Origin of the sequence: Pseudochrobactrum sp. Wa41.01b-1, assembly GCF_019464455.1 — a bacterium.
Lineage (GTDB): Bacteria > Pseudomonadota > Alphaproteobacteria > Rhizobiales > Rhizobiaceae > Pseudochrobactrum > Pseudochrobactrum saccharolyticum.
On sequence record NZ_CP080493.1, the window covers coordinates 1,609,867 to 1,627,652 of the forward strand.

General features: G+C 52.0%; 17 protein-coding genes. 6 read left to right on the forward strand and 11 right to left on the reverse strand.

Annotated elements, in window-relative coordinates; translation table 11 throughout:
- Window positions 1–68: 68 nt before the first annotated feature.
- Complete coding sequence (locus K1X45_RS07505; RefSeq protein WP_022711258.1) at window positions 69–1,322, reverse strand: aspartate kinase; 1,254 nt, start codon at window positions 1,320–1,322, stop codon at window positions 69–71.
- Window positions 1,323–1,508: 186 nt separating this feature from the next.
- Between K1X45_RS07505 and ubiG the strand changes: the two genes are divergently transcribed.
- The gene (gene ubiG / locus K1X45_RS07510) at window positions 1,509–2,312 is read left to right on the forward strand and encodes a bifunctional 2-polyprenyl-6-hydroxyphenol methylase/3-demethylubiquinol 3-O-methyltransferase UbiG (protein WP_220160273.1); all 804 of its coding nucleotides are present in this window, start codon (window positions 1,509–1,511) and stop codon (window positions 2,310–2,312) included.
- A gap of 174 nt (window positions 2,313–2,486) precedes the next feature.
- On the opposite strand, the gene K1X45_RS07515 is transcribed toward ubiG, so the two are convergent.
- From K1X45_RS07515 to K1X45_RS07530, 4 genes are all read right to left on the reverse strand, one after another.
- Complete coding sequence (locus K1X45_RS07515) at window positions 2,487–2,912, reverse strand: DUF1178 family protein (protein WP_220160274.1); 426 nt, start codon at window positions 2,910–2,912, stop codon at window positions 2,487–2,489.
- A complete protein-coding gene (locus tag K1X45_RS07520) occupies window positions 2,909–3,766 on the reverse strand; it encodes a carbon-nitrogen hydrolase family protein (protein ID WP_220160275.1) in 858 nt (285 codons plus the stop codon). Before K1X45_RS07520 ends, K1X45_RS07515 begins: the two co-directional genes overlap by 4 nt.
- Before the next feature lie 25 nt (window positions 3,767–3,791).
- Window positions 3,792–4,055 (reverse strand): glutaredoxin 3, encoded by a 264-nt coding sequence (gene grxC / locus K1X45_RS07525; protein WP_033316077.1) that lies wholly within the window; start codon window positions 4,053–4,055, stop codon window positions 3,792–3,794.
- Window positions 4,056–4,140: 85 nt separating this feature from the next.
- On the reverse strand, window positions 4,141–4,872 hold the full coding sequence (locus tag K1X45_RS07530; RefSeq protein WP_255560938.1) for a ComF family protein: 732 nt from the start codon (window positions 4,870–4,872) through the stop codon (window positions 4,141–4,143).
- Between the two features lie 176 nt (window positions 4,873–5,048).
- Here K1X45_RS07530 and K1X45_RS07535 point away from each other — a divergent pair, with 176 nt between their 5' ends.
- Window positions 5,049–5,924, forward strand: coding sequence for a methyltransferase domain-containing protein (locus K1X45_RS07535; RefSeq protein WP_220160277.1), 876 nt, complete (start codon window positions 5,049–5,051; stop codon window positions 5,922–5,924).
- 9 nt (window positions 5,925–5,933) lie between these two features.
- Here the strand turns inward: K1X45_RS07535 and K1X45_RS07540 are convergent, their stop codons facing one another.
- The 5 genes from K1X45_RS07540 to K1X45_RS07560 all read right to left on the reverse strand — a co-directional run bounded on the left by K1X45_RS07540 (window position 5,934) and on the right by K1X45_RS07560 (window position 10,059).
- Entirely contained in the window at window positions 5,934–6,290 is a 357-nt protein-coding gene (locus K1X45_RS07540; protein WP_022711265.1) for a hypothetical protein, read from the reverse strand.
- Window positions 6,291–6,412: 122 nt separating this feature from the next.
- On the reverse strand, window positions 6,413–6,823 hold the full coding sequence (mutT, locus tag K1X45_RS07545) for an 8-oxo-dGTP diphosphatase MutT (RefSeq protein ID WP_220160278.1): 411 nt from the start codon (window positions 6,821–6,823) through the stop codon (window positions 6,413–6,415).
- A gap of 10 nt (window positions 6,824–6,833) precedes the next feature.
- A complete protein-coding gene (locus K1X45_RS07550; protein ID WP_220160279.1) occupies window positions 6,834–7,595 on the reverse strand; it encodes a GNAT family N-acetyltransferase in 762 nt (253 codons plus the stop codon).
- Window positions 7,595–8,836, reverse strand: coding sequence for a bifunctional glutamate N-acetyltransferase/amino-acid acetyltransferase ArgJ (gene argJ, locus K1X45_RS07555; RefSeq protein ID WP_220160280.1), 1,242 nt, complete (start codon window positions 8,834–8,836; stop codon window positions 7,595–7,597). The genes K1X45_RS07550 and argJ overlap by 1 nt, the downstream gene beginning before the upstream one ends.
- 296 nt (window positions 8,837–9,132) lie before the next feature.
- Window positions 9,133–10,059 carry a peptidylprolyl isomerase gene (locus K1X45_RS07560; RefSeq protein ID WP_220160281.1) on the reverse strand — a complete coding sequence of 309 codons (927 nt, stop codon included), beginning with the start codon at window positions 10,057–10,059 and terminating at the stop codon, window positions 9,133–9,135.
- Between the two features lie 393 nt (window positions 10,060–10,452).
- On the opposite strand from K1X45_RS07560, the gene secA reads away from it, so the two are divergent.
- From secA to K1X45_RS07575, 3 genes are all read left to right on the forward strand, one after another.
- Window positions 10,453–13,173, forward strand: a complete 2,721-nt coding sequence (gene secA / locus K1X45_RS07565) for a preprotein translocase subunit SecA (RefSeq protein WP_220160282.1) — start codon at window positions 10,453–10,455, stop codon at window positions 13,171–13,173.
- A gap of 191 nt (window positions 13,174–13,364) precedes the next feature.
- Window positions 13,365–14,780, forward strand: coding sequence for a lipopolysaccharide biosynthesis protein (locus K1X45_RS07570; protein ID WP_220160283.1), 1,416 nt, complete (start codon window positions 13,365–13,367; stop codon window positions 14,778–14,780).
- A 3-nt stretch (window positions 14,781–14,783) separates the two neighbouring features.
- On the forward strand, window positions 14,784–15,905 hold the full coding sequence (locus tag K1X45_RS07575; protein ID WP_220160284.1) for a GNAT family N-acetyltransferase: 1,122 nt from the start codon (window positions 14,784–14,786) through the stop codon (window positions 15,903–15,905).
- A gap of 3 nt (window positions 15,906–15,908) precedes the next feature.
- Here the strand turns inward: K1X45_RS07575 and K1X45_RS07580 are convergent, their stop codons facing one another.
- Window positions 15,909–16,766, reverse strand: coding sequence for an EamA family transporter (locus K1X45_RS07580; RefSeq protein WP_220160285.1), 858 nt, complete (start codon window positions 16,764–16,766; stop codon window positions 15,909–15,911).
- A gap of 129 nt (window positions 16,767–16,895) precedes the next feature.
- Here K1X45_RS07580 and K1X45_RS07585 point away from each other — a divergent pair, with 129 nt between their 5' ends.
- Window positions 16,896–17,783, forward strand: a complete 888-nt coding sequence (locus K1X45_RS07585; RefSeq protein WP_220160286.1) for a LysR family transcriptional regulator — start codon at window positions 16,896–16,898, stop codon at window positions 17,781–17,783.
- The last annotated feature ends 3 nt before the right edge of the window (window positions 17,784–17,786 follow it).

Below are 17,786 nucleotides of genomic sequence, written 5' to 3' on the forward strand. Positions count from 1 at the left end.
ATACAGGCAGAAAAAAAGGCAGTGCCGCGAAGCACTGCCTTTCTGAAACTTTATAATTCACGCTGCTGTTAGTGCTTATCCAGCCCATAAACAGAATGCAGGGTTCGTACCGCCAGTTCTGTATATGCGCTGTCAATCAGGATCGAGATTTTAATCTCGGATGTGGTGATGGCGCGAATATTGATGCCTTTTTCAGCCAGCGCCTTAAATGCAGTCGCTGCAACACCTGCGTGAGAACGCATACCGGTGCCGATCACCGAAATTTTTGCCAGACCGGTTTCCGACTGGATGGAGTCACAGCCAATTTCGGCCTTTACCTTATCCAGCGCATGCACAGCCTTATCCATATCACCGGAAGGAACGGTGAAGGTCATGTCGGTTTTTGAACCATCTTCGGAAACATTCTGAACAATCATATCAACATTGATATGTTCTTCAGCCAGCGGGACAAAAATCGCCGCAGATACACCCGGGCGGTCGGCCACGCGGCGCAATGAGATCTGAGCTTCATCTCGGGCGAAAGCAATACCAGTTACAACCTGTTGTTCCACGATTTCATCCTCATCGCAAATCAGTGTTCCGGGAGGGTTGAGCGGATCACCCATGCCCGGCGCATGCGGATCTTCAAAACTTGAACGTACAAATGTACGCACTTTATGCACCATGGCCAGTTCTACGGAGCGAACCTGCAGCACTTTAGCGCCAAGGGATGCCATTTCCAGCATCTCTTCAAAAGAAATCTTGGCCATACGGCGGGCTTTAGGCTCTACGCGCGGATCAGTCGTATAAACACCATCCACATCCGTATAAATATCACAGCGATCAGCCTTAACCGCTGCCGCAACGGCAACTGCCGAAGTATCGGAACCACCGCGACCGAGCGTCGAAATACGGTTATCCGGGCTGATACCCTGGAAACCGGCAATCACTGCAACCTGACCCTCGCCAAAGCGCTTAATCAGAAATGAACCGTCAATATCCGTAATACGTGCCGCACCATGGGTCATGTCGGTTTTGATCGGGATCTGCCAACCCTGCCATGAACGTGCATTCACGCCCATAGACTGCAGCACAATCGCCAGAAGACCGGCCGTTACCTGCTCGCCCGATGCAACAATCGCATCATATTCACGCGCATCATGCATCGGCGATGCTTCACGCGTCCAGGCAACCAGCTCATTGGTTTTACCGGCCATAGCCGAAACCACAACTGCTACTTCATTGCCGGAATCGACTTCACGTTTAACGTGACGCGCCACATTCCGGATCCGTTCAAGATCGGCCACAGAAGTACCGCCGAATTTCATCACAATGCGCGCCATTATGTCGACATATCCTAAATGAAAATGAGAACCAACGGAACCTGCCATCGTACTGAGAGGTACTCCTGACAGGTAAGTGATGCTGACATACCGAAATTATGACCACTTCGCAAGCGCAACAGGCGAAAAGATACTTGACTTTCATCAATGAACAGACAAGTCCATGAATGGCAAATGGAGAAAGCTATGTCCGACACGTCCAGACAGACAGATAAAAGCGCACATTCGGGCTCACAACAGCCACAGGAAGCCGTATCCGGCCGTACCACGATTGATCCCGCTGAAGTTGCGCATTTCTCGCGCATTGCCAGTGAATGGTGGAACCCGCAGGGCAAATTCCGCCCGCTCCATAAGTTCAACCCGACCCGTCTGGAATATCTGAAAGAACAGATCTGCAAGCATTTCAACCGTGATCCGCTGGCGGCAAGACCGCTGGAAGGTTTGCGTATTCTGGATATTGGTTGCGGCGGCGGTCTGCTTTGCGAACCGATGGCACGCCTTGGTGCGACAGTTATCGGTGCGGATGCTTCAACCACCAATATTGAAGTCGCAAAAATCCATGCCGCAGAAATGGGCATTGAGATCGATTATCGTGCCACCACGGCAGAAGATCTGGCCGATGCCGGTGAACAATTCGATATCGTGCTGAATATGGAAGTGGTTGAGCATGTCTCCGACGTTGATCTGTTCATGTCGGCGACAGCGAAAATGGTCAAGCCGCAGGGGCTGATGTTTGTTGCCACCATCAACCGCACACTGAAAGCATGGGGTCTGGCGATTATCGGTGCGGAATATGTGCTGCGCTGGCTGCCGAAAGGCACCCATCAATATGAAAAACTGGTGCGTCCTGAAGAGCTGGAAAAACCATTGCAGGCTGCCGGTCTGACCATACTGGAAAAAACCGGCGTGAGCTATAATCCGCTCAATGATACATGGAGCCGCTCACGCGATCTCGACGTGAATTATATGGTTCTGGCACAACGCCGCTAAATTATGCTTGGAAAAACTGATCCGTATAAACCGGATCAGTTATAGAGCATTTCACATTCAAGTTGATACAACTTGAATGGCATGACAATGCGACCACTAAAGAATCTAGAGCGAGCACTGTGATCCAACTTGAACGTAAACCGCTCTAGTCCTCAGCCATTGAACCGGCACGGTTCAATTATAATCCTCAGGAAGTACCGGCAGCGGCAGAATTTCCACACCATCCTCAACGAGCGATGTGATTTCTTCCTTCGTTGCCTCACCGTAAATGCCGCGTTCTTCCGTTTCACCATGGTGAATTTTACGCGCTTCCTCGGCAAAACGGTCGCCGACATAATCGGCATTCTCTTTCACCTTGCGGCTGATCTCACGCATCTCATCCAGCAATTTGCGCTGGGTTTCACCCATTGTCGCAGCAATTTTCTCTTTGGTGCGACCGGTGGTGACGGACGGCGCCATCAGCGCCTTATTCACATTTGGCGAATGACAAACAGGGCATTGCACCAGACCGCGTGCGGTCTGGCTGTCGAAATCCTCATTATTACGAAACCAGCCCTCAAATTCATGGGACTGGTCACAGTGCAGAGAAAACCGCATCATGCCTTGATCGTTTCACCTTCCGCGACAATGGTTTCCAGTTTGAATTCCCGCGCATTTTTCAAATTCGGGATTTTATTACGGGCAGCAGCGCTGTCCGCCACATCAATATCCGCATAAACCACTGCCGGATTATCGTGATCGGCTTCCGCCAGAACCTTACCCCATGGCGAAACAATAATTGTATGACCATAGGTCTGGCGATTTCCGTTATGCAGGCCGCCCTGCGCTGCAGAAATCAGGAAGGCACCATTTTCAATAGCACGCGCCCGCTGCAAGATATGCCAATGCGCCTCACCGGTCTGACGGGTGAAAGCTGCAGGCGCGGAAATCACATTGGCACCGGCATTAGCCTGCGCCTGAAACAGCTGCGGAAAGCGGATATCATAGCAGATTGCCAATCCGAGTTTCATAAATGGCAGCTCGGCTACCACTGCGCAATCCCCTGCGGAAATCGTATCAGATTCACGCCAGCTCTCACCATTATCCAGATCCACATCAAACATATGGATCTTGTCATAAGTGGTGATTTTGGAACCATCCGGCGCAAAAACAAATGCGCGGTTGGCGATCAGCCCGCTATCAAGTTTAATCGGCGTGGAACCAATATGGAGATGAATGCCGTGCCGCTTTGCCAGAACCGAAGCCTCACGCACCACAGGATCATCCTGCTCCGCATGAAGGCTGGCACGATAAAGCGCACGGTCATTCTGAATAATGCCGGTATTTTCAGGCGTCTGCACATATTGCGCACCTTGGGCGGCAGCCTCTCCGACCATACGGCTGAGGGCTTCAATATTGGCGGACATATCGCCATCTGAGCGCATCTGCACTGCTGCAACTTTAACCATCGACATTATTCTCCCCTTTATGCCTTATAGATTAGTCTGCTTTACCGGTTTCCAGCAGAGTAACCAGTTTGCCTGCACGATCCAGCGCATGAAGATCGTCACAACCGCCGACATGCACATCACCGATAAAAATCTGCGGAAATGTTGTACCACCGGAGCGGGTCATCATTTCTTCGCGATATTTCGGATCAACACTCGCATTAAATTCCGTATAGCCAGGTGCGCGTTCATTCAGCAATTGTTTTGCGCGTGCGCAGTAACCACAGCCGTCACGGGTATAAATTTCAACATTCATTTCAAGAGTCTCCAGAGTTTCAGCTCTATATAACCATGCCTGCACAATCATCCAAGCATTTGCTGTCGGTTTGTTGTCGCGGGTATTATTTCTGTATGTCCGGTAAAACCCTGCCGAAAGTCAGCACATCCACTTCTGCCGCACCTGCTTTCAACAAGGCACGGCATGCGGCCTTCACCGTTGCACCGGTGGTATAAACATCATCAATCAGCAACACAGTGCGCCCCTGCACGCTGTTTCGCCCTGCCTCCGGCACCTGAAATGCACCTGCCACATTGCGCAATCTCTCAGATTGACTGAGCTCTGCCTGCTGGCGTGTATCCTTGATACGCTGCAAGGCTGCAGCCTCATAATTTTTGCCACTGAGCTTCGCCAAAACCCGCGCCAGTTCTGCCGCCTGATTATAACGGCGTTTCCACAGACGTTTGCGATGCAGCGGCACCGGAATAATCACATCACAATCACGGAGCAATTCATGCCCCGCCCGCTGCATCCAGCGTGCCATCCAGGGGGCGAGATCAAGCCGGTCATAATATTTCAGCGAAATACCGGCATGACGGGCTGAACCATCGTGACAAGCGACAGAACGTAAGCGCCGGAAAGGCGGCGGATCGGCAATTGCCTCGGCTGAGAGAAAATGCTCACCAAAATCATGGGTAAAGGGCGTGCCCATCACCGGACACAACGGCGCTTCCAGAAAGCGCATCTCACTCCAGCAAGCTCCGCATAAAGTGCCTGCCTGTGAAACAGGACTGTCGCAGCCCTCGCAAAGTGCCGGAAAAATCCTGTCCGGCAGCGTTTTCAAACAGGTCTGCATATCTTGCAGCAAGCGCTGAAAACCTGTCTCTCTCACAACAGTTTCATGAGAAAGCGGCAATTCCCCCATTGCATTCGCCCCCGATTGAACGCATTTACATCACCATGCCAGATGCACCGGTGTAGTCCAGAGAAATCTCTACTCAGTAAGCGGTGCCTGATATCGGGATACGAAAAATGCCAGCAACAGAAACCACTCCAAACACCATCTTCGACAGCACATTGCTGCAACAACGCCTGAAACGGGCGCTACAGCGCAATGTAAGTGGTGCGGATTTTCTGCTGGAGCGCACGGTGCAGGATCTGGAAGACCGTCTTTCAACGGTTGAGCGTCAGTTTTCCCGCGCTGTAATCGTCAATCCCTATACACCGTCTGCTGCTTTATCTTTGCAACAGTCCGGCAAGGCAGAAGTGATTGAAAGCATTGACTATCAGTCAAAAGACAGCACGGAATATCTGCCACTGGAACCACAAAGTGCTGATCTGATTATCTCGCTCTTATCCCTGCAATTTACCAATGACACGCCGGGACTGATGATGCAGATCAAACAGGCGCTGAAGCCTGACGGATTGTTTCTCGGTTGCATGGCGGGTGCCGGCACACTCGGAGAGCTGCGTGAATCGCTGTTGCAGGCCGAGTCTGAGCTGACCGGCGGCGTCAGCCCGCGTGTGGCGCCTTTTGCCGATGTGCGTGATGGCGGTGCCCTGTTGCAGCGTGCCGGTTTTGCGCTGCCGGTAACGGATATTGAGAATGTCACTGTGCGCTATGACAATATGTTTGCGTTGATGGCCGATATCCGCGCCATGGGCATGGCCAATATACTCACCGGCCGTTCGCGCAAACCGGTTGGCCGTCGTCTGTTCATGCGGGCCGCGGAGATTTATGCCGAGCGCTTCAGCGATCCTGACGGACGCATCCGCGCAACATTCTCATTCATCTGGATGTCCGGCTGGGCACCCCATGCCTCGCAGCAGCAGCCGTTGAAACCGGGATCGGCCAAGGCTTCACTGGCTGAAGCCCTGCTTGCTACGGAAAAAGAACCGAAAAAATAACAAGAAAGATCAGCAATCGCCCTGCTGTGAGCCGTCACGGGCAATCACGCAAACTGCTTCCGGTGAGGATTGCAGCAGGCTTTTGCGCTCAATATAGGCTTTGTCAGTATTGCCGCGCTGAATAGAACCGGTGGACATCATATCCACACCGGCAGGAAACAGCGATTGCGCGGTTTGCTTATTGGCTTTTTGGCTCAGCACCGGCACGATGACCAGCGTCAATGCGAGAATTGCGGAACCGAACAGCAAAATGCAACGGACAAAGCCGCTTTTGGCAACAGGCATAAAGCCCGATTTTGTCTCTTCATCATCTTTAAAAAAGTCTGTCAGAAATTCTGACTGATACTGACTGCGATTGCTGCTCATCGTCATACTCCGGCGCGATGATCCCACCATGCGGCATGTCAGTGAATCATCCCTTAACAAAATCGTAAAAACCCGTCTTACGACCAAAAATAACCGGCAATTATCAAGGATGCGCTGGAGGATTACAGGAGATCCATCAGGAAAGGGATCAGCGGCTCATCGGCAGGCGGCATAGGATAGGAGCGCAGGTCTTTTGGTTTGACCCATTTCAGCGCCTGCCCTTCCATAGAGCGGGCAATGCCCTCATAGCGCCGGCAGATATAAAGCGGCATCAGCAGGTGAAATTTATCGTAAGAATAGCTGGCAAAAGTCAGCGGCGCGAGGCAGGCATGTTTGGTGGTGATGCCCAGCTCTTCCTGCAATTCGCGGATCAGCGCATCTTCCGGTGTTTCACCGCTTTCAACTTTACCGCCCGGAAACTCCCAAAGACCGGCCAGATTCTTGCCCTCAGGGCGCTGTGCCAGCAAAATACGGCCATCCGTATCAATCAGCGCACAGGCTGCCACCAGCACAATCTTTTTGCCCTCAGTCATCAAATACTACCTATCTGCAATAATAAATATAATCATAGACCGTGGTGAAGCCTAACCCCTGATACAAAGCACGCGCTGCTGCATTCGCGCTTTCCACCTGCAACCAGAAACAATGATCGCCGCGGGATAAGGCCTGCGCCATCTCATTCAGAACCAGTGCTTTTGCAAAACCACGCCGCCTGAACGCCTCACCAATACACAAATCCAGCAGACCGGTATAGCCGTCCTCACTCACACAAAGCAGTGTTGCAGCAGGTTCAGCACCGGAAAATCCGGCAATGACATATTTCTGCGGTTTGATTGAACGCAGAACTTCCGCCAGTCCTTCCACTTGCGGCTCAGGGCGACCGTGAAACGCACCGGATATCCGGCTATAGCCAATCTCCTGCCCGTCACGAAACTGCACAAGCCGTAGCGGCAGACGCGATTGCGGGGTCTTCAATGCCGCAATATCACGCAAATCACAGGCCATCACCGATGATGCGCCCGTGGCCGTATAGCCGCGCGCAGTCAGATAATCGACCAATGCGGGCGGTGCCAGCGGTGTCAGCCGGAAAACCGGCTGTTTGCCCTGCGCTGTAAACAGCGCTTCACAGGCCTCGACCCGCTGTGCCAGATCCGCATCATCAGCCGGGTTCAGCAGATTAACCGAATTGCCGCGTTTTGATGGATAGTAAGGTGTCAGTTGAACAGCCCAGTCCCCTAAATGCGTGACCTGCAAAGCGGGCCATGCATGAAAACCAAGCTCTTCAAACTGGCGGGTTTCAGACATCACGACCGGTAATCACCGTTAATCGCCACATATTCCTTGGTCAGATCACAGGTCCAGACCGTGGCTGTTCCTTCGCCCATACCAAGCTCAACCGTGATGAGAATATCCTCGCCCTTCATATAGGCAGAAGCAGCTGCTTCCGAATAATCAGGATCGCGCTCACCATCGACCGCCACACGAATATTACCAAAGCTGATGGCGAGACGATCACGGTCAGCCGGTTCACCCGCTTTACCAACAGCCATCACCACGCGTCCCCAATTGGCATCTTCACCGGCAGCCGCTGTCTTCACCAATGGCGAATTGGCAATCGACAGACCAATGCGCTTGGCAGACACGTCAGACAGCGCACCTTTCACGGTGATTTCCAGCATTTTGCGTGCGCCTTCACCGTCGCGCACAACCTGCAAAGCCAGATTTTTCAGAAGCTTACGCAATGCGCGGTCAAATTCTGCCAGACGATCATCATCGGATGATGTTACAGCTACCGCACCGCGCTCAGCAGCAGTACCAGTAGCAAACAGCATCAGCGTATCGGATGTGGAAGTATCGCTGTCCACGGTCACGGCATTGAAGCTGGAATCCACCGCTTTGGACAACAGCCCCTGCAAGACATCAGAGGCAATCGGCGCATCTGTCACCACAAAAGACAGCATGGTCGCCATATCCGGCGCAATCATACCGGCACCTTTGGCAATGCCATTAATCGTCACCGGTACACTGCCAAGCAGCACGGTTTCCGTTGCCACTTTCGGATAAGTATCAGTGGTCATGATCGCTTTGGCCGCTTCCAGCCAGCCATTATTCTCGGCACGCGCATTCATATCGCCAAACAGATGCGCAAACTTACCGGCATCTAACGGCTCACCGATCACACCGGTTGAAGCGAGAAAGATTTCATGCGCCTCACAACCCAGTGCTTCGCAAGCGGCTTTGGCTGTGGCTGTCGTTGTTTCACGACCTTTTTTACCGGTAAAGGCATTGGCATTACCGGAATTGACGATCACCGCTTTGGCTGTTCCGTGTTTCAGGCTCTCGCGGCAAAAATCCACCGGCGCAGACGGGCATTTGGAGCGGGTGAAAACACCGGCAACAGAAGCAGGCTTATCAAAAACCATCATCAGCACGTCTGTTCGGTTTTTATATTTAATTCCCGCCTCAGTAGTTGCCATTCGCACACCGGTAATCACCGGCATGGCAGGATAATGTTTTGGTGCAAGCGGAGAAACAGAAGAAGACATGCGTGCCTCAAGAATAAGAGCATTACCGGCAAAACTGAAAATGGTTTTGCGTCAGGGTCATGCGGCTAAATACCAATGAATTTTAACCGAAATAAAACAGCTCGTATCCTGAGTGCCTTTCAGATGCTGTCGGCACATCAAATCACCCGCCATTTCACCTCAGGTTGAGGCCAATAAATGACGGATAGGCATAAAATGCAATCACCTGCCCGAAATAATCAGGGCAGGTGATCATTTTTATCAAAATTCGCCTTAAACTTACCAGATTGGCAATCACATCAAAGCAAAATGCAAGCTTATTGAGCGGCTTTCGCAGCTGCATCCTGTGCGTCAGCAGCTTCTTTCATCGCTTTGGCAACAGCTTCGTCTTCATAAGTGATTTTCGAACCGTCACGCAGCTTCTTGACCATTTCGATATATTTTTCACGAATGACGATCGAGCGAACCTGATCTTTCACTTCATCAAATGCAGGCGGCTGCTGCTGGCGCTTATCTTCCAGCTTGATGATGTGATAGCCGAACTGCGACTTCACAGGCTCTTTGGTGTAACTGCCGACTTCCAGTGCAAAGGCAGCTTTTTCGAATTCAGGCACCATCATGCCTTCGCCGAAATAGCCCAGATCACCGCCCTGTGCGGCAGAACCGTCAGTGGAGCTTTCCTTTGCCAGATCTTCAAACTTGGCGCCGCCTTCAAGCTTCTTGATGATTGCCTTGGCTTCGTCTTCAGTCTTTACGAGAATATGACGCGCACGGACTTCGTTCTTCGCAGGCATTGCTGCGATTTCCTTGTCATAACGGGCACGCACATCTGCATCGGAGATCTTGTCTACGATTGCAGTCTGGAAATATTCATTATGCAGCGCGCGGTCTTTCAGAAACTCGATGCGCTGTTTGAAATCTGCACTGTCGTCGAGTTTTTCAGTTTTCGCGGCAGCGGCCAGAACTTTGATATCAACCAGAGCAGCCAGTGCAGCAAGACGGCGCTGATCATCCGGCAAACGGGAGAACTGCGGATCCAGATCGCTCGAAGCCTGATCAACTTCGCCCTGTGTCAGCTTAACGCCGTTTACAGTGGCAAGCACTTTGTTCGGATCGGCTTTTTCAGCCGGTTTTGCTGCAGTTTCAGTCTTTGCAGCGGCATCCTGTGCATAGGCAGAACCTGCAGCAGTGGTCAAAAGCAGACCGGCTGCAAGCTGAATCAGGACTTTACGGGTACGGGTCATCAGTGATTTCTCCTTCGGGGACGAAGTACCGTCCCAAGAATAAGGCAGAATTTTGCTGCTTCGCTCTCATTCGGATAAAGCAGAATAGTTTTTAGGCGATATGGCAATTTTCTGCACAATATATATATTTCAGCAGTAATAGTCCCTTTTGTTATGCGCATATAATCGCATTGCTCGGGACTATGACTGTTGTCAAATCATTGACATCGCCGCACTCCCCTCTTATCTGTCCATCGGCTTTGCGTCCAGAGAGCTGCCAGAGAGAAATTGCGCGAAATGTCTTTTCGACAGCGTGTTTTCTTGCCATAAGTCTCGCATAAACAAATAAAGCCGATGACAGAGCGCCGCGCAGGCGGCGACACACTTGGCTGAAGATTTAAGAAAGGACCAGCGATGGTCAGCTTTGGCGGTCTCGCCCGTATGATTTTCGGCTCATCCAATGAGCGTCGCATCAAAGGCCTTCGTCCTCGCGCAGCAGAAATTACCGCGCTTGAGAAACAATATGAAGGCTTAAGCGATGCTGAGCTTCAGGCTAAGACCGATGAATTCCGTGCCCAGCTTAGCAGCGGCAAAACACTGGATGACATTCTGCCTCATGCTTTCGCCACGGTGCGTGAAGCGGCGAAACGCACACTTGGTATGCGCCCGTTTGATGTGCAGCTGATCGGCGGCATGGTGCTGCATGACCGCTCCATCGCGGAAATGCGCACCGGTGAAGGTAAAACCCTGATGGCAACGCTGCCGGTTTACCTCAATGCGCTTGAAGGTAAAGGCGTGCATGTCGTGACAGTCAACGACTATCTCGCCACCCGCGATGCGCAGACCATGGGCGTGCTTTACAACTTCCTCGGTCTGACTGTCGGCGTGATTGCCCATGGCCTTGATGACGATCAGCGCCGCGAGGCCTATGCCTGCGATATTACCTACGCAACCAATAACGAACTCGGCTTCGATTATCTGCGTGATAACATGAAATATGAGCGCGCCCAGATGGTGCAGCGCGAACATAACTACGCCATCGTCGACGAAGTTGATTCGATCCTGATCGACGAAGCCCGTACACCGCTGATTATTTCCGGCCCGCTGGAAGACCGCTCAGACTTCTATTCACTGATCGACACTTTCATTCCGCAGCTTGAAGCGGAAGATTATGAAGTTGATGAAAAGCAGAAGACCGCGATCTTCACCGAAGTCGGCACCGAAAAGATCGAAAGACTGCTGGAAGCTGCAGGCCATCTGAAAGGCGAAAGCCTTTACGATGTTGAGAATGTGGCTGTTGTCCACCACCTTAACAACGCCCTGCGTGCCCATAAGCTGTTCCAGCTCGACAAGGACTATATCGTCCGCAATGACGAACTGGTCATCATCGACGAATTTACCGGTCGTATGATGCCGGGCCGCCGTTATTCCGAAGGCTTGCATCAGGCGCTGGAAGCCAAAGAAAAAGTAACGATCCAGCCGGAAAACCAGACACTGGCTTCGATCACCTTCCAGAACTATTTCCGTATGTATAAAAAACTGGCCGGTATGACCGGTACAGCAGCAACGGAAGCGGAAGAATTCGGCAATATTTACGGCCTTGATGTTGCAACCATCCCGACCAATCTGCCGGTTGCCCGTATCGATGCCGATGATGAAGTTTACCGTACGGTTGATGAAAAATATAAAGCCATCATCCGCGATATTCGTGAATCCCACGAAAAAGGCCAGCCGGTTCTGGTTGGTACAACTTCCATCGAAAAATCCGAAATTCTGGCTGAACGTCTGAAAAAAGACGGCGTGAAGAATATTCAGGTTCTGAATGCCCGTTATCACGAGCAGGAAGCCTATATTGTTGCACAGGCCGGTGTTCCGGGCGCGATCACCATTGCGACCAATATGGCCGGTCGCGGTACCGATATTCAGCTCGGCGGCAATCTGGAAATGCGCGTGAAGGTGGAACTGGCGGATGTACCTGCCGGTCCTGAGCGCGATGCCAAAATTCAGGAAATCAAAGCGGATATCGCTCAGAAAAAAGAACAGGCACTGGCTGCCGGTGGTCTTTATGTTCTGGCGACAGAGCGTCACGAAAGCCGTCGTATCGACAACCAGCTGCGTGGCCGTTCCGGCCGTCAGGGCGATCCGGGCAAGTCGAAATTCTTCCTGTCTTTGCAGGACGATCTGATGCGTATTTTCGGCTCTGACCGTATGGACAGCATGCTGCAGAAGCTGGGTCTCAAAGAAGACGAAGCCATTGTGCATCCATGGATCAACAAAGCGCTGGAAAAGGCTCAGAAAAAGGTCGAAGCCCGCAACTTTGAAATCCGCAAAAACCTGCTCAAATATGATGATGTGATGAATGATCAGCGTAAGGTGATCTTCGAGCAGCGTCTGGAAATGATGGATGCAGAAGATCTGACCGAAACGGTCGATGAAATGCGCCATGAAGTAATTGAGGATATGGTGCGTGCCCATATTCCTGAAAATGCCTATGCCGAACAATGGCGTGTGCCGGAGTTGAAGGAAGAGGTACTCAAAGTCCTCAATCTCGACCTGCCGGTGGATGCATGGGCGGCAGAAGAAGGTATTGCCGAAGAGCAGATCGAAGAGCGTATCAAGGAAGCCGCCGACAAAGCTGCAGCTGAGCGTGCAGAGCGCTTCGGCCCGCAGATCATGGCCTATGTGCAGAAATCCGTTATTCTGCAGTCTCTGGACAATCTGTGGCGCGAGCATCTGGTCAATCTTGACCACCTGCGTTCCGTTGTCGGTTTCCGCGGCTATGCCCAGCGCGATCCGCTGAATGAATATAAGACCGAAGGTTTTGAACTGTTTCAGGCCATGCTGTCCAACCTGCGTGAAGTTGTGACATCGCAGCTGATGCGCGTGGAAATCATGCGTGAAGAGCCGCAGCCGGAACTGCCTGAAATGCATGGTCACCATATTGACGGCACCACAGGTGAAGATGATTTCGGCGAAGGTTCTGAAGGCCCGCGTCTGGCAGACAGCGACCGCTTTGTTGATCCGGCAGACCGTGATCCGGCTGATCCGTCGACATGGGGTCGTGTTGCCCGTAACGAAGCCTGCCCTTGCGGCTCCGGCAAGAAGTTCAAACATTGCCACGGCGCATTCGTTTAAACGATAAAGCATTTCCAGCAAAAGTGTGAAGCGGTTTTGCGAAGGATAATGCGCAAGAAAAAACTATAAATTGATAAAGAACACCGCCTGTCTTCGCAGGCGGTGTTTTCTTTTGTGGTAAGCACATAGACTGACTTTTAAACTATTCTGTGCAACAACAGCTGCATATCAAAGTTTTTCCGAGAGACGCATTGCCTGCAAAATTTCAGATCACATCACTGGCTGAAAGATTCCTGCCTGCAAAACGGGCAGAACAGTTGCGTCCTTTTTTGCAGCGGGCAGACGGCTTATTCTCAGGCGAGGATGAACAGGCTCAGGCCAAACGCTCTTCGCTGATTGCTTTTGCAATTCGTATTGCCGGCGCGGCTCTGGCACTGCTCAGTCAGGTTGTGCTGGCCCGTCTGATGGGCAGTTTTGAATTCGGTATTTATGTCCTTGTCTGGACAGTTACGCTTATTCTCGGCGACCTCGCCTGTTTCGGGTTCCACACCACGATTATCCGCTATGTTCCGCAATATTTGCAGAAGAATCAAACAGGTGATGCACGCGGCATTCTGCGCACCGGTCCTGTTTTCGCACTGATCAGTGCAAGCATCATTACCCTGATTGCGATTGCAGTGCTCAAAATTCTGAGTGCAGAATTCGAGCCCTATTATTGGCCAGCTTTCCTTATCGGCATTCTTTGTATTCCGGCGATTGCGCTCGGCAATATTTATGACGGCACAGCACGCTCACAGGGCTGGATTCTGGCAGCACTCAGCCCCGGCTATATTCTCCGCCCGCTGATGATGTTGCTGATCTTCATCTTGCTGCTGCTGACAGGATGGCAGCCGCAGGCCACCACAGCACTTATCGCAGCCTTTTCCGGCACTGCGCTGACCGTCATCAGCCAGCAACTATTCCTGCGCAAACGTATTGCAACAGTTCTGCCAAAAGGTGCGGGAACCTATCATCTACGGGAATGGATACGGGTATCCCTGCCGATCTTCCTTATTGAAGGTTTCTTCTTCCTGCTCATCAATATTGATGTGCTGATGGTCGGCCGCATGATGGAACCGGACAGTGTAGCGCTGTATTTTGCGGTCACCAAGGTGCTGGCACTGGCACATTTCGTTTATTTTGCCGTCAAATCCAGTGTGGCGCAGCGCTATTCCCAGCTGCTGCATGGCGGCGACAGACAGGCCTTCAACGATTTCGCCCGCAACTCCGCCCGCTGGACATTCTGGCCGTCTTTATTGCTCGGTATTCTGTTGCTGGCCGCCGGCTGGCCTTTGCTGGCATTGTTCGGCCATGAATTCACCAAAGGCTATCCGCTGCTGTTCATCCTGATTTTCGGGGTGATTGCGCGTGCCAGTGTCGGCCCTTGTGAAAGCCTGCTCTCCATGTCCGGCAATCAGAATATCTGCGCGCTGCTCTATGCGCTGGCACTGATCGTCAATATCGCGCTGAACATTACCCTGATCCCGCTTCTGGGCTTGAGTGGCGCAGCAATTGCCACGGTCTGCGCTATGGCCACAGAAGCAGCCACCCTCTCCTTTGTGGTTTATAAACGTCTGGGTATCACAATGTTTGTGTTTGCCCCTTCAGCCCGCCATGCCGGAGATTAAATTATGATGCAGATCTTGCAGAAAGCTGAAGCTCTTGAGCATCTGAAAAATTTGCAGATCCCGTCTGTTGCAGAAGCAAATATTTTCAATCATCCGGATTTTTTGCGCCCTGCATTTGCGCATTTCGCATCCGATAATTGCGCAGTGGTCCTTGACGATGATTCTGAAACCGCATTTCTGATGCCCTTTCAGCTTGCCCGTGCCGGACTTGGTTTAAAAAAATCTCTTTGTGGCTGGAGCAATATCTATGCCACGCAAGGCACACCATTAATCGCTGCAGGCAACCTGACACACACTCTGGAAACAGCGCTGACTGTATTGCAGCAACCGGAGCTCGGGTTGCCGGATACGCTCATTCTGCCGGATATCAATCTCAATGCAGCTTTTGCAATTGCGCTCAAAGAACTGGCACAGCGCCAAAATCTGCCACTGCATATCATGCGGCAGGAAGAGCGTCCGGTTTTGTCTAATGGCAGCGATGCAGAGAGCTATCTGACGAATGCAATCGGTAAAAACCATCGCCGTGAATATCGCCGCCTGTGGCGCAGACTGTCCGAAACAGGCAGTCTGGTATACGAGATCATTGCGGACAAAACCGCGATCAAAGATGCATTCAATGACTTTCTGTCACTGGAAGCTGCAGGCTGGAAAGGTACACGCGGCACAGCTTTTCTGAGCAAACAGACTGATGCGGATTTTGCCCGTGAAACTGTCCGCGCCTTGGCCGAGCGTGATCTGGTACGCATTCACACCCTGACACTGGATGACAGGCTCATTGCCAGCCTTGTAGTTTTTGTGCAGGGGGATCAGGCATGGACGTGGAAAACCGCCTATGACGAAGCTCTGCGTGCCTACTCCCCCGGTGTGTTGCTGATGATTGAAGTATTGAAAAACCATCTCGAAAATCCGGCATTGCGCATCACCGATTCCTGCGCCATTCCCGATCATCCGGTTATGTCGCGCCTGTTCCATGAGCGCGAGAATTTCGGCACGATCATTCTTGGCCTGAGCGCCCAAAGCCAGCAGAGCGTGCATAAAATAGCCCGTCAACTCGACCGCTATGACCGCCTGCGCTCAGCATTCCGCCACATCAAATCCCGTCTGCAAAAACGGCTGAAACGCTGAGCGTCAGATCTTACGCGCCTGTACACGCTGCCCGAGCCAGACGCTGAACAGCACAATCGCCATACCGGTGATTTGCAACAAGTTCAGTTGCTGACCCAGCAATACCCAGCCAAGGATCACAGCTGTCAGCGGGCTTAAAAAACCGAGCGAAGCAGCGACAGATGATTCCAGTCGTGCCAATCCGCGAAACCACAAAAGATAGGTGACAGCACCGCCGATCAGGCCGAGATAAATCAGCCCCAGCCAGTTTGTCAGTGTCAGTACCGGCAAAGCGGGCTCCAGCGACAGAGCTACAGGTACCAGCAACAAACCACCGGCCGTCAGCTGCCATGCAGTAAAAGTAAGCGGAGAAACCGGCGGTTGCCAATAGCGGCTCAGAACCGTGCCCGCAGCCATCGAAAATGCACCGGCCAGCGCTGCAATGATCCCTGTCTGATCCAGCACACCATTGGGCTTCAAAACGAGGAGCGCCACACCGGCAATCCCTGCCAGAGCTGCGGCTACCGCAACAATGCGCAATCTCGTTCCTAGCACCATTCGCGCCAGAAACACGACAATCAGTGGCTGCACAGCGCCCACTGTGGCTGCAACACCACCGGGCAAGCGATAGGCAGCGACAAATAACATTGCCCAGAAGAATGAAAAATTCAGCGCACCAAGGATAAACACACGCAGCCACCAGATACCCTGCGGCAATTGCCGGACAAACAGCAAAAGCAACAATCCCGCAGGAAGAGCACGCAGCATCGCGACTGTCATCGGATAACCGGCAGGCAGCATTTGTGTGGTGACAATATAGGTACTGCCCCAGATCGCCGGTGCCAATGCTGTCAGCAGCAAATCCGTGCGTGTCGATGTCATATATTGTCTCCGTAAGTTCTCATATGCCGGTACAGCGCACCATAATTACAATTTTTGGAGATGATAATTTCTTGTTTTACGATTATATTACCAACCAAAAGTTTTGAATATTTTGATTACAGGCAAGATATGGATCAGCTCAGCGCATTACGTCTCTTCCGCAAAACCGCTGAGCTGGGCAGTTTTGCCGAAACTGCGCGCGCAAGCGGTCTGACTGCGGCAGCGGTCGGAAAAAGCATCGGTGAGCTTGAAGCCCATCTGAAAGTCCGGCTGTTCAACCGCACCACGCGACGCATGAGCCTGACAGAAGCCGGTACGCTCTATTATGAGCAGATTGCCCCGATCATCGAACAGCTTGAAGAAGCCGACCGCTCGCTGACACCACATAATAATCAGCCATCCGGGCTGTTGCGCGTGACTGCACCGCTGACCATGACAATTGTTAGCCTATCGCGTTTCATACCGGAATTTTTAGAACGCTATCCTGAGATCACACTGGAACTGAACCTTGATGACCGGCAGATTGATATTGTCAGGGAAGGTTACGATATCGCCGTCAAAGGCAGCGACAGTCTGAAAAATTCCAGCCTCATAAGCAGACGGCTGTCCACATTGCATCATGTGGTTTGCGCTTCGCCTTCTTATTTCGAAAAGCACGGTAAGCCCAAGGAACCAGCGGATCTGCGTCACCACAATTGTATCCGTTACAGCCTGTCCGGACATGTCCATGAATGGGAATTCCGCAAAGGAGAACGAACAGAACGTATACCGGTGACCGGACGTTATATTGTTTCATCCAGTTTTGCAGTGCGCGATGCTTTATGCGCCGGTTTCGGCCTCAGCCTGATCCCGCTTAGCTATGTGCAAAATGATCTTGCGGAAGACAGACTGGTTACAGCACTGGACGACTGGCAGCAGATGGAAACCGGTATTTACGCCTTTTACCCGTCACGCCAATATCTGGCACCCAAGGTGCGGGTCTTTCTCGATTTCTTAAGCGAAAAGCTCGAAAGTTGAGAA

Bases quoted from the DNA above. Each gene is read 5' to 3' on its own strand.
- K1X45_RS07505 (WP_022711258.1), bottom strand. From the start codon at position 1,322: ATGGCGCGCATTGTGATGAAATTCGGCGGTACTTCTGTGGCCGATCTT.
- ubiG (WP_220160273.1), top strand. From the start codon at position 1,509: ATGTCCGACACGTCCAGACAGACAGATAAAAGCGCACATTCGGGCTCA.
- K1X45_RS07515 (WP_220160274.1), bottom strand. From the start codon at position 2,912: ATGATGCGGTTTTCTCTGCACTGTGACCAGTCCCATGAATTTGAGGGC.
- K1X45_RS07520 (WP_220160275.1), bottom strand. From the start codon at position 3,766: ATGTCGATGGTTAAAGTTGCAGCAGTGCAGATGCGCTCAGATGGCGAT.
- grxC (WP_033316077.1), bottom strand. From the start codon at position 4,055: ATGAATGTTGAAATTTATACCCGTGACGGCTGTGGTTACTGCGCACGC.
- K1X45_RS07530 (WP_255560938.1), bottom strand. From the start codon at position 4,872: ATGCAGACCTGTTTGAAAACGCTGCCGGACAGGATTTTTCCGGCACTT.
- K1X45_RS07535 (WP_220160277.1), top strand. From the start codon at position 5,049: ATGCCAGCAACAGAAACCACTCCAAACACCATCTTCGACAGCACATTG.
- K1X45_RS07540 (WP_022711265.1), bottom strand. From the start codon at position 6,290: ATGAGCAGCAATCGCAGTCAGTATCAGTCAGAATTTCTGACAGACTTT.
- mutT (WP_220160278.1), bottom strand. From the start codon at position 6,823: ATGACTGAGGGCAAAAAGATTGTGCTGGTGGCAGCCTGTGCGCTGATT.
- K1X45_RS07550 (WP_220160279.1), bottom strand. From the start codon at position 7,595: ATGTCTGAAACCCGCCAGTTTGAAGAGCTTGGTTTTCATGCATGGCCC.
- argJ (WP_220160280.1), bottom strand. From the start codon at position 8,836: ATGTCTTCTTCTGTTTCTCCGCTTGCACCAAAACATTATCCTGCCATG.
- K1X45_RS07560 (WP_220160281.1), bottom strand. From the start codon at position 10,059: ATGACCCGTACCCGTAAAGTCCTGATTCAGCTTGCAGCCGGTCTGCTT.
- secA (WP_220160282.1), top strand. From the start codon at position 10,453: ATGGTCAGCTTTGGCGGTCTCGCCCGTATGATTTTCGGCTCATCCAAT.
- K1X45_RS07575 (WP_220160284.1), top strand. From the start codon at position 14,784: ATGATGCAGATCTTGCAGAAAGCTGAAGCTCTTGAGCATCTGAAAAAT.
- K1X45_RS07580 (WP_220160285.1), bottom strand. From the start codon at position 16,766: ATGACATCGACACGCACGGATTTGCTGCTGACAGCATTGGCACCGGCG.
- K1X45_RS07585 (WP_220160286.1), top strand. From the start codon at position 16,896: ATGGATCAGCTCAGCGCATTACGTCTCTTCCGCAAAACCGCTGAGCTG.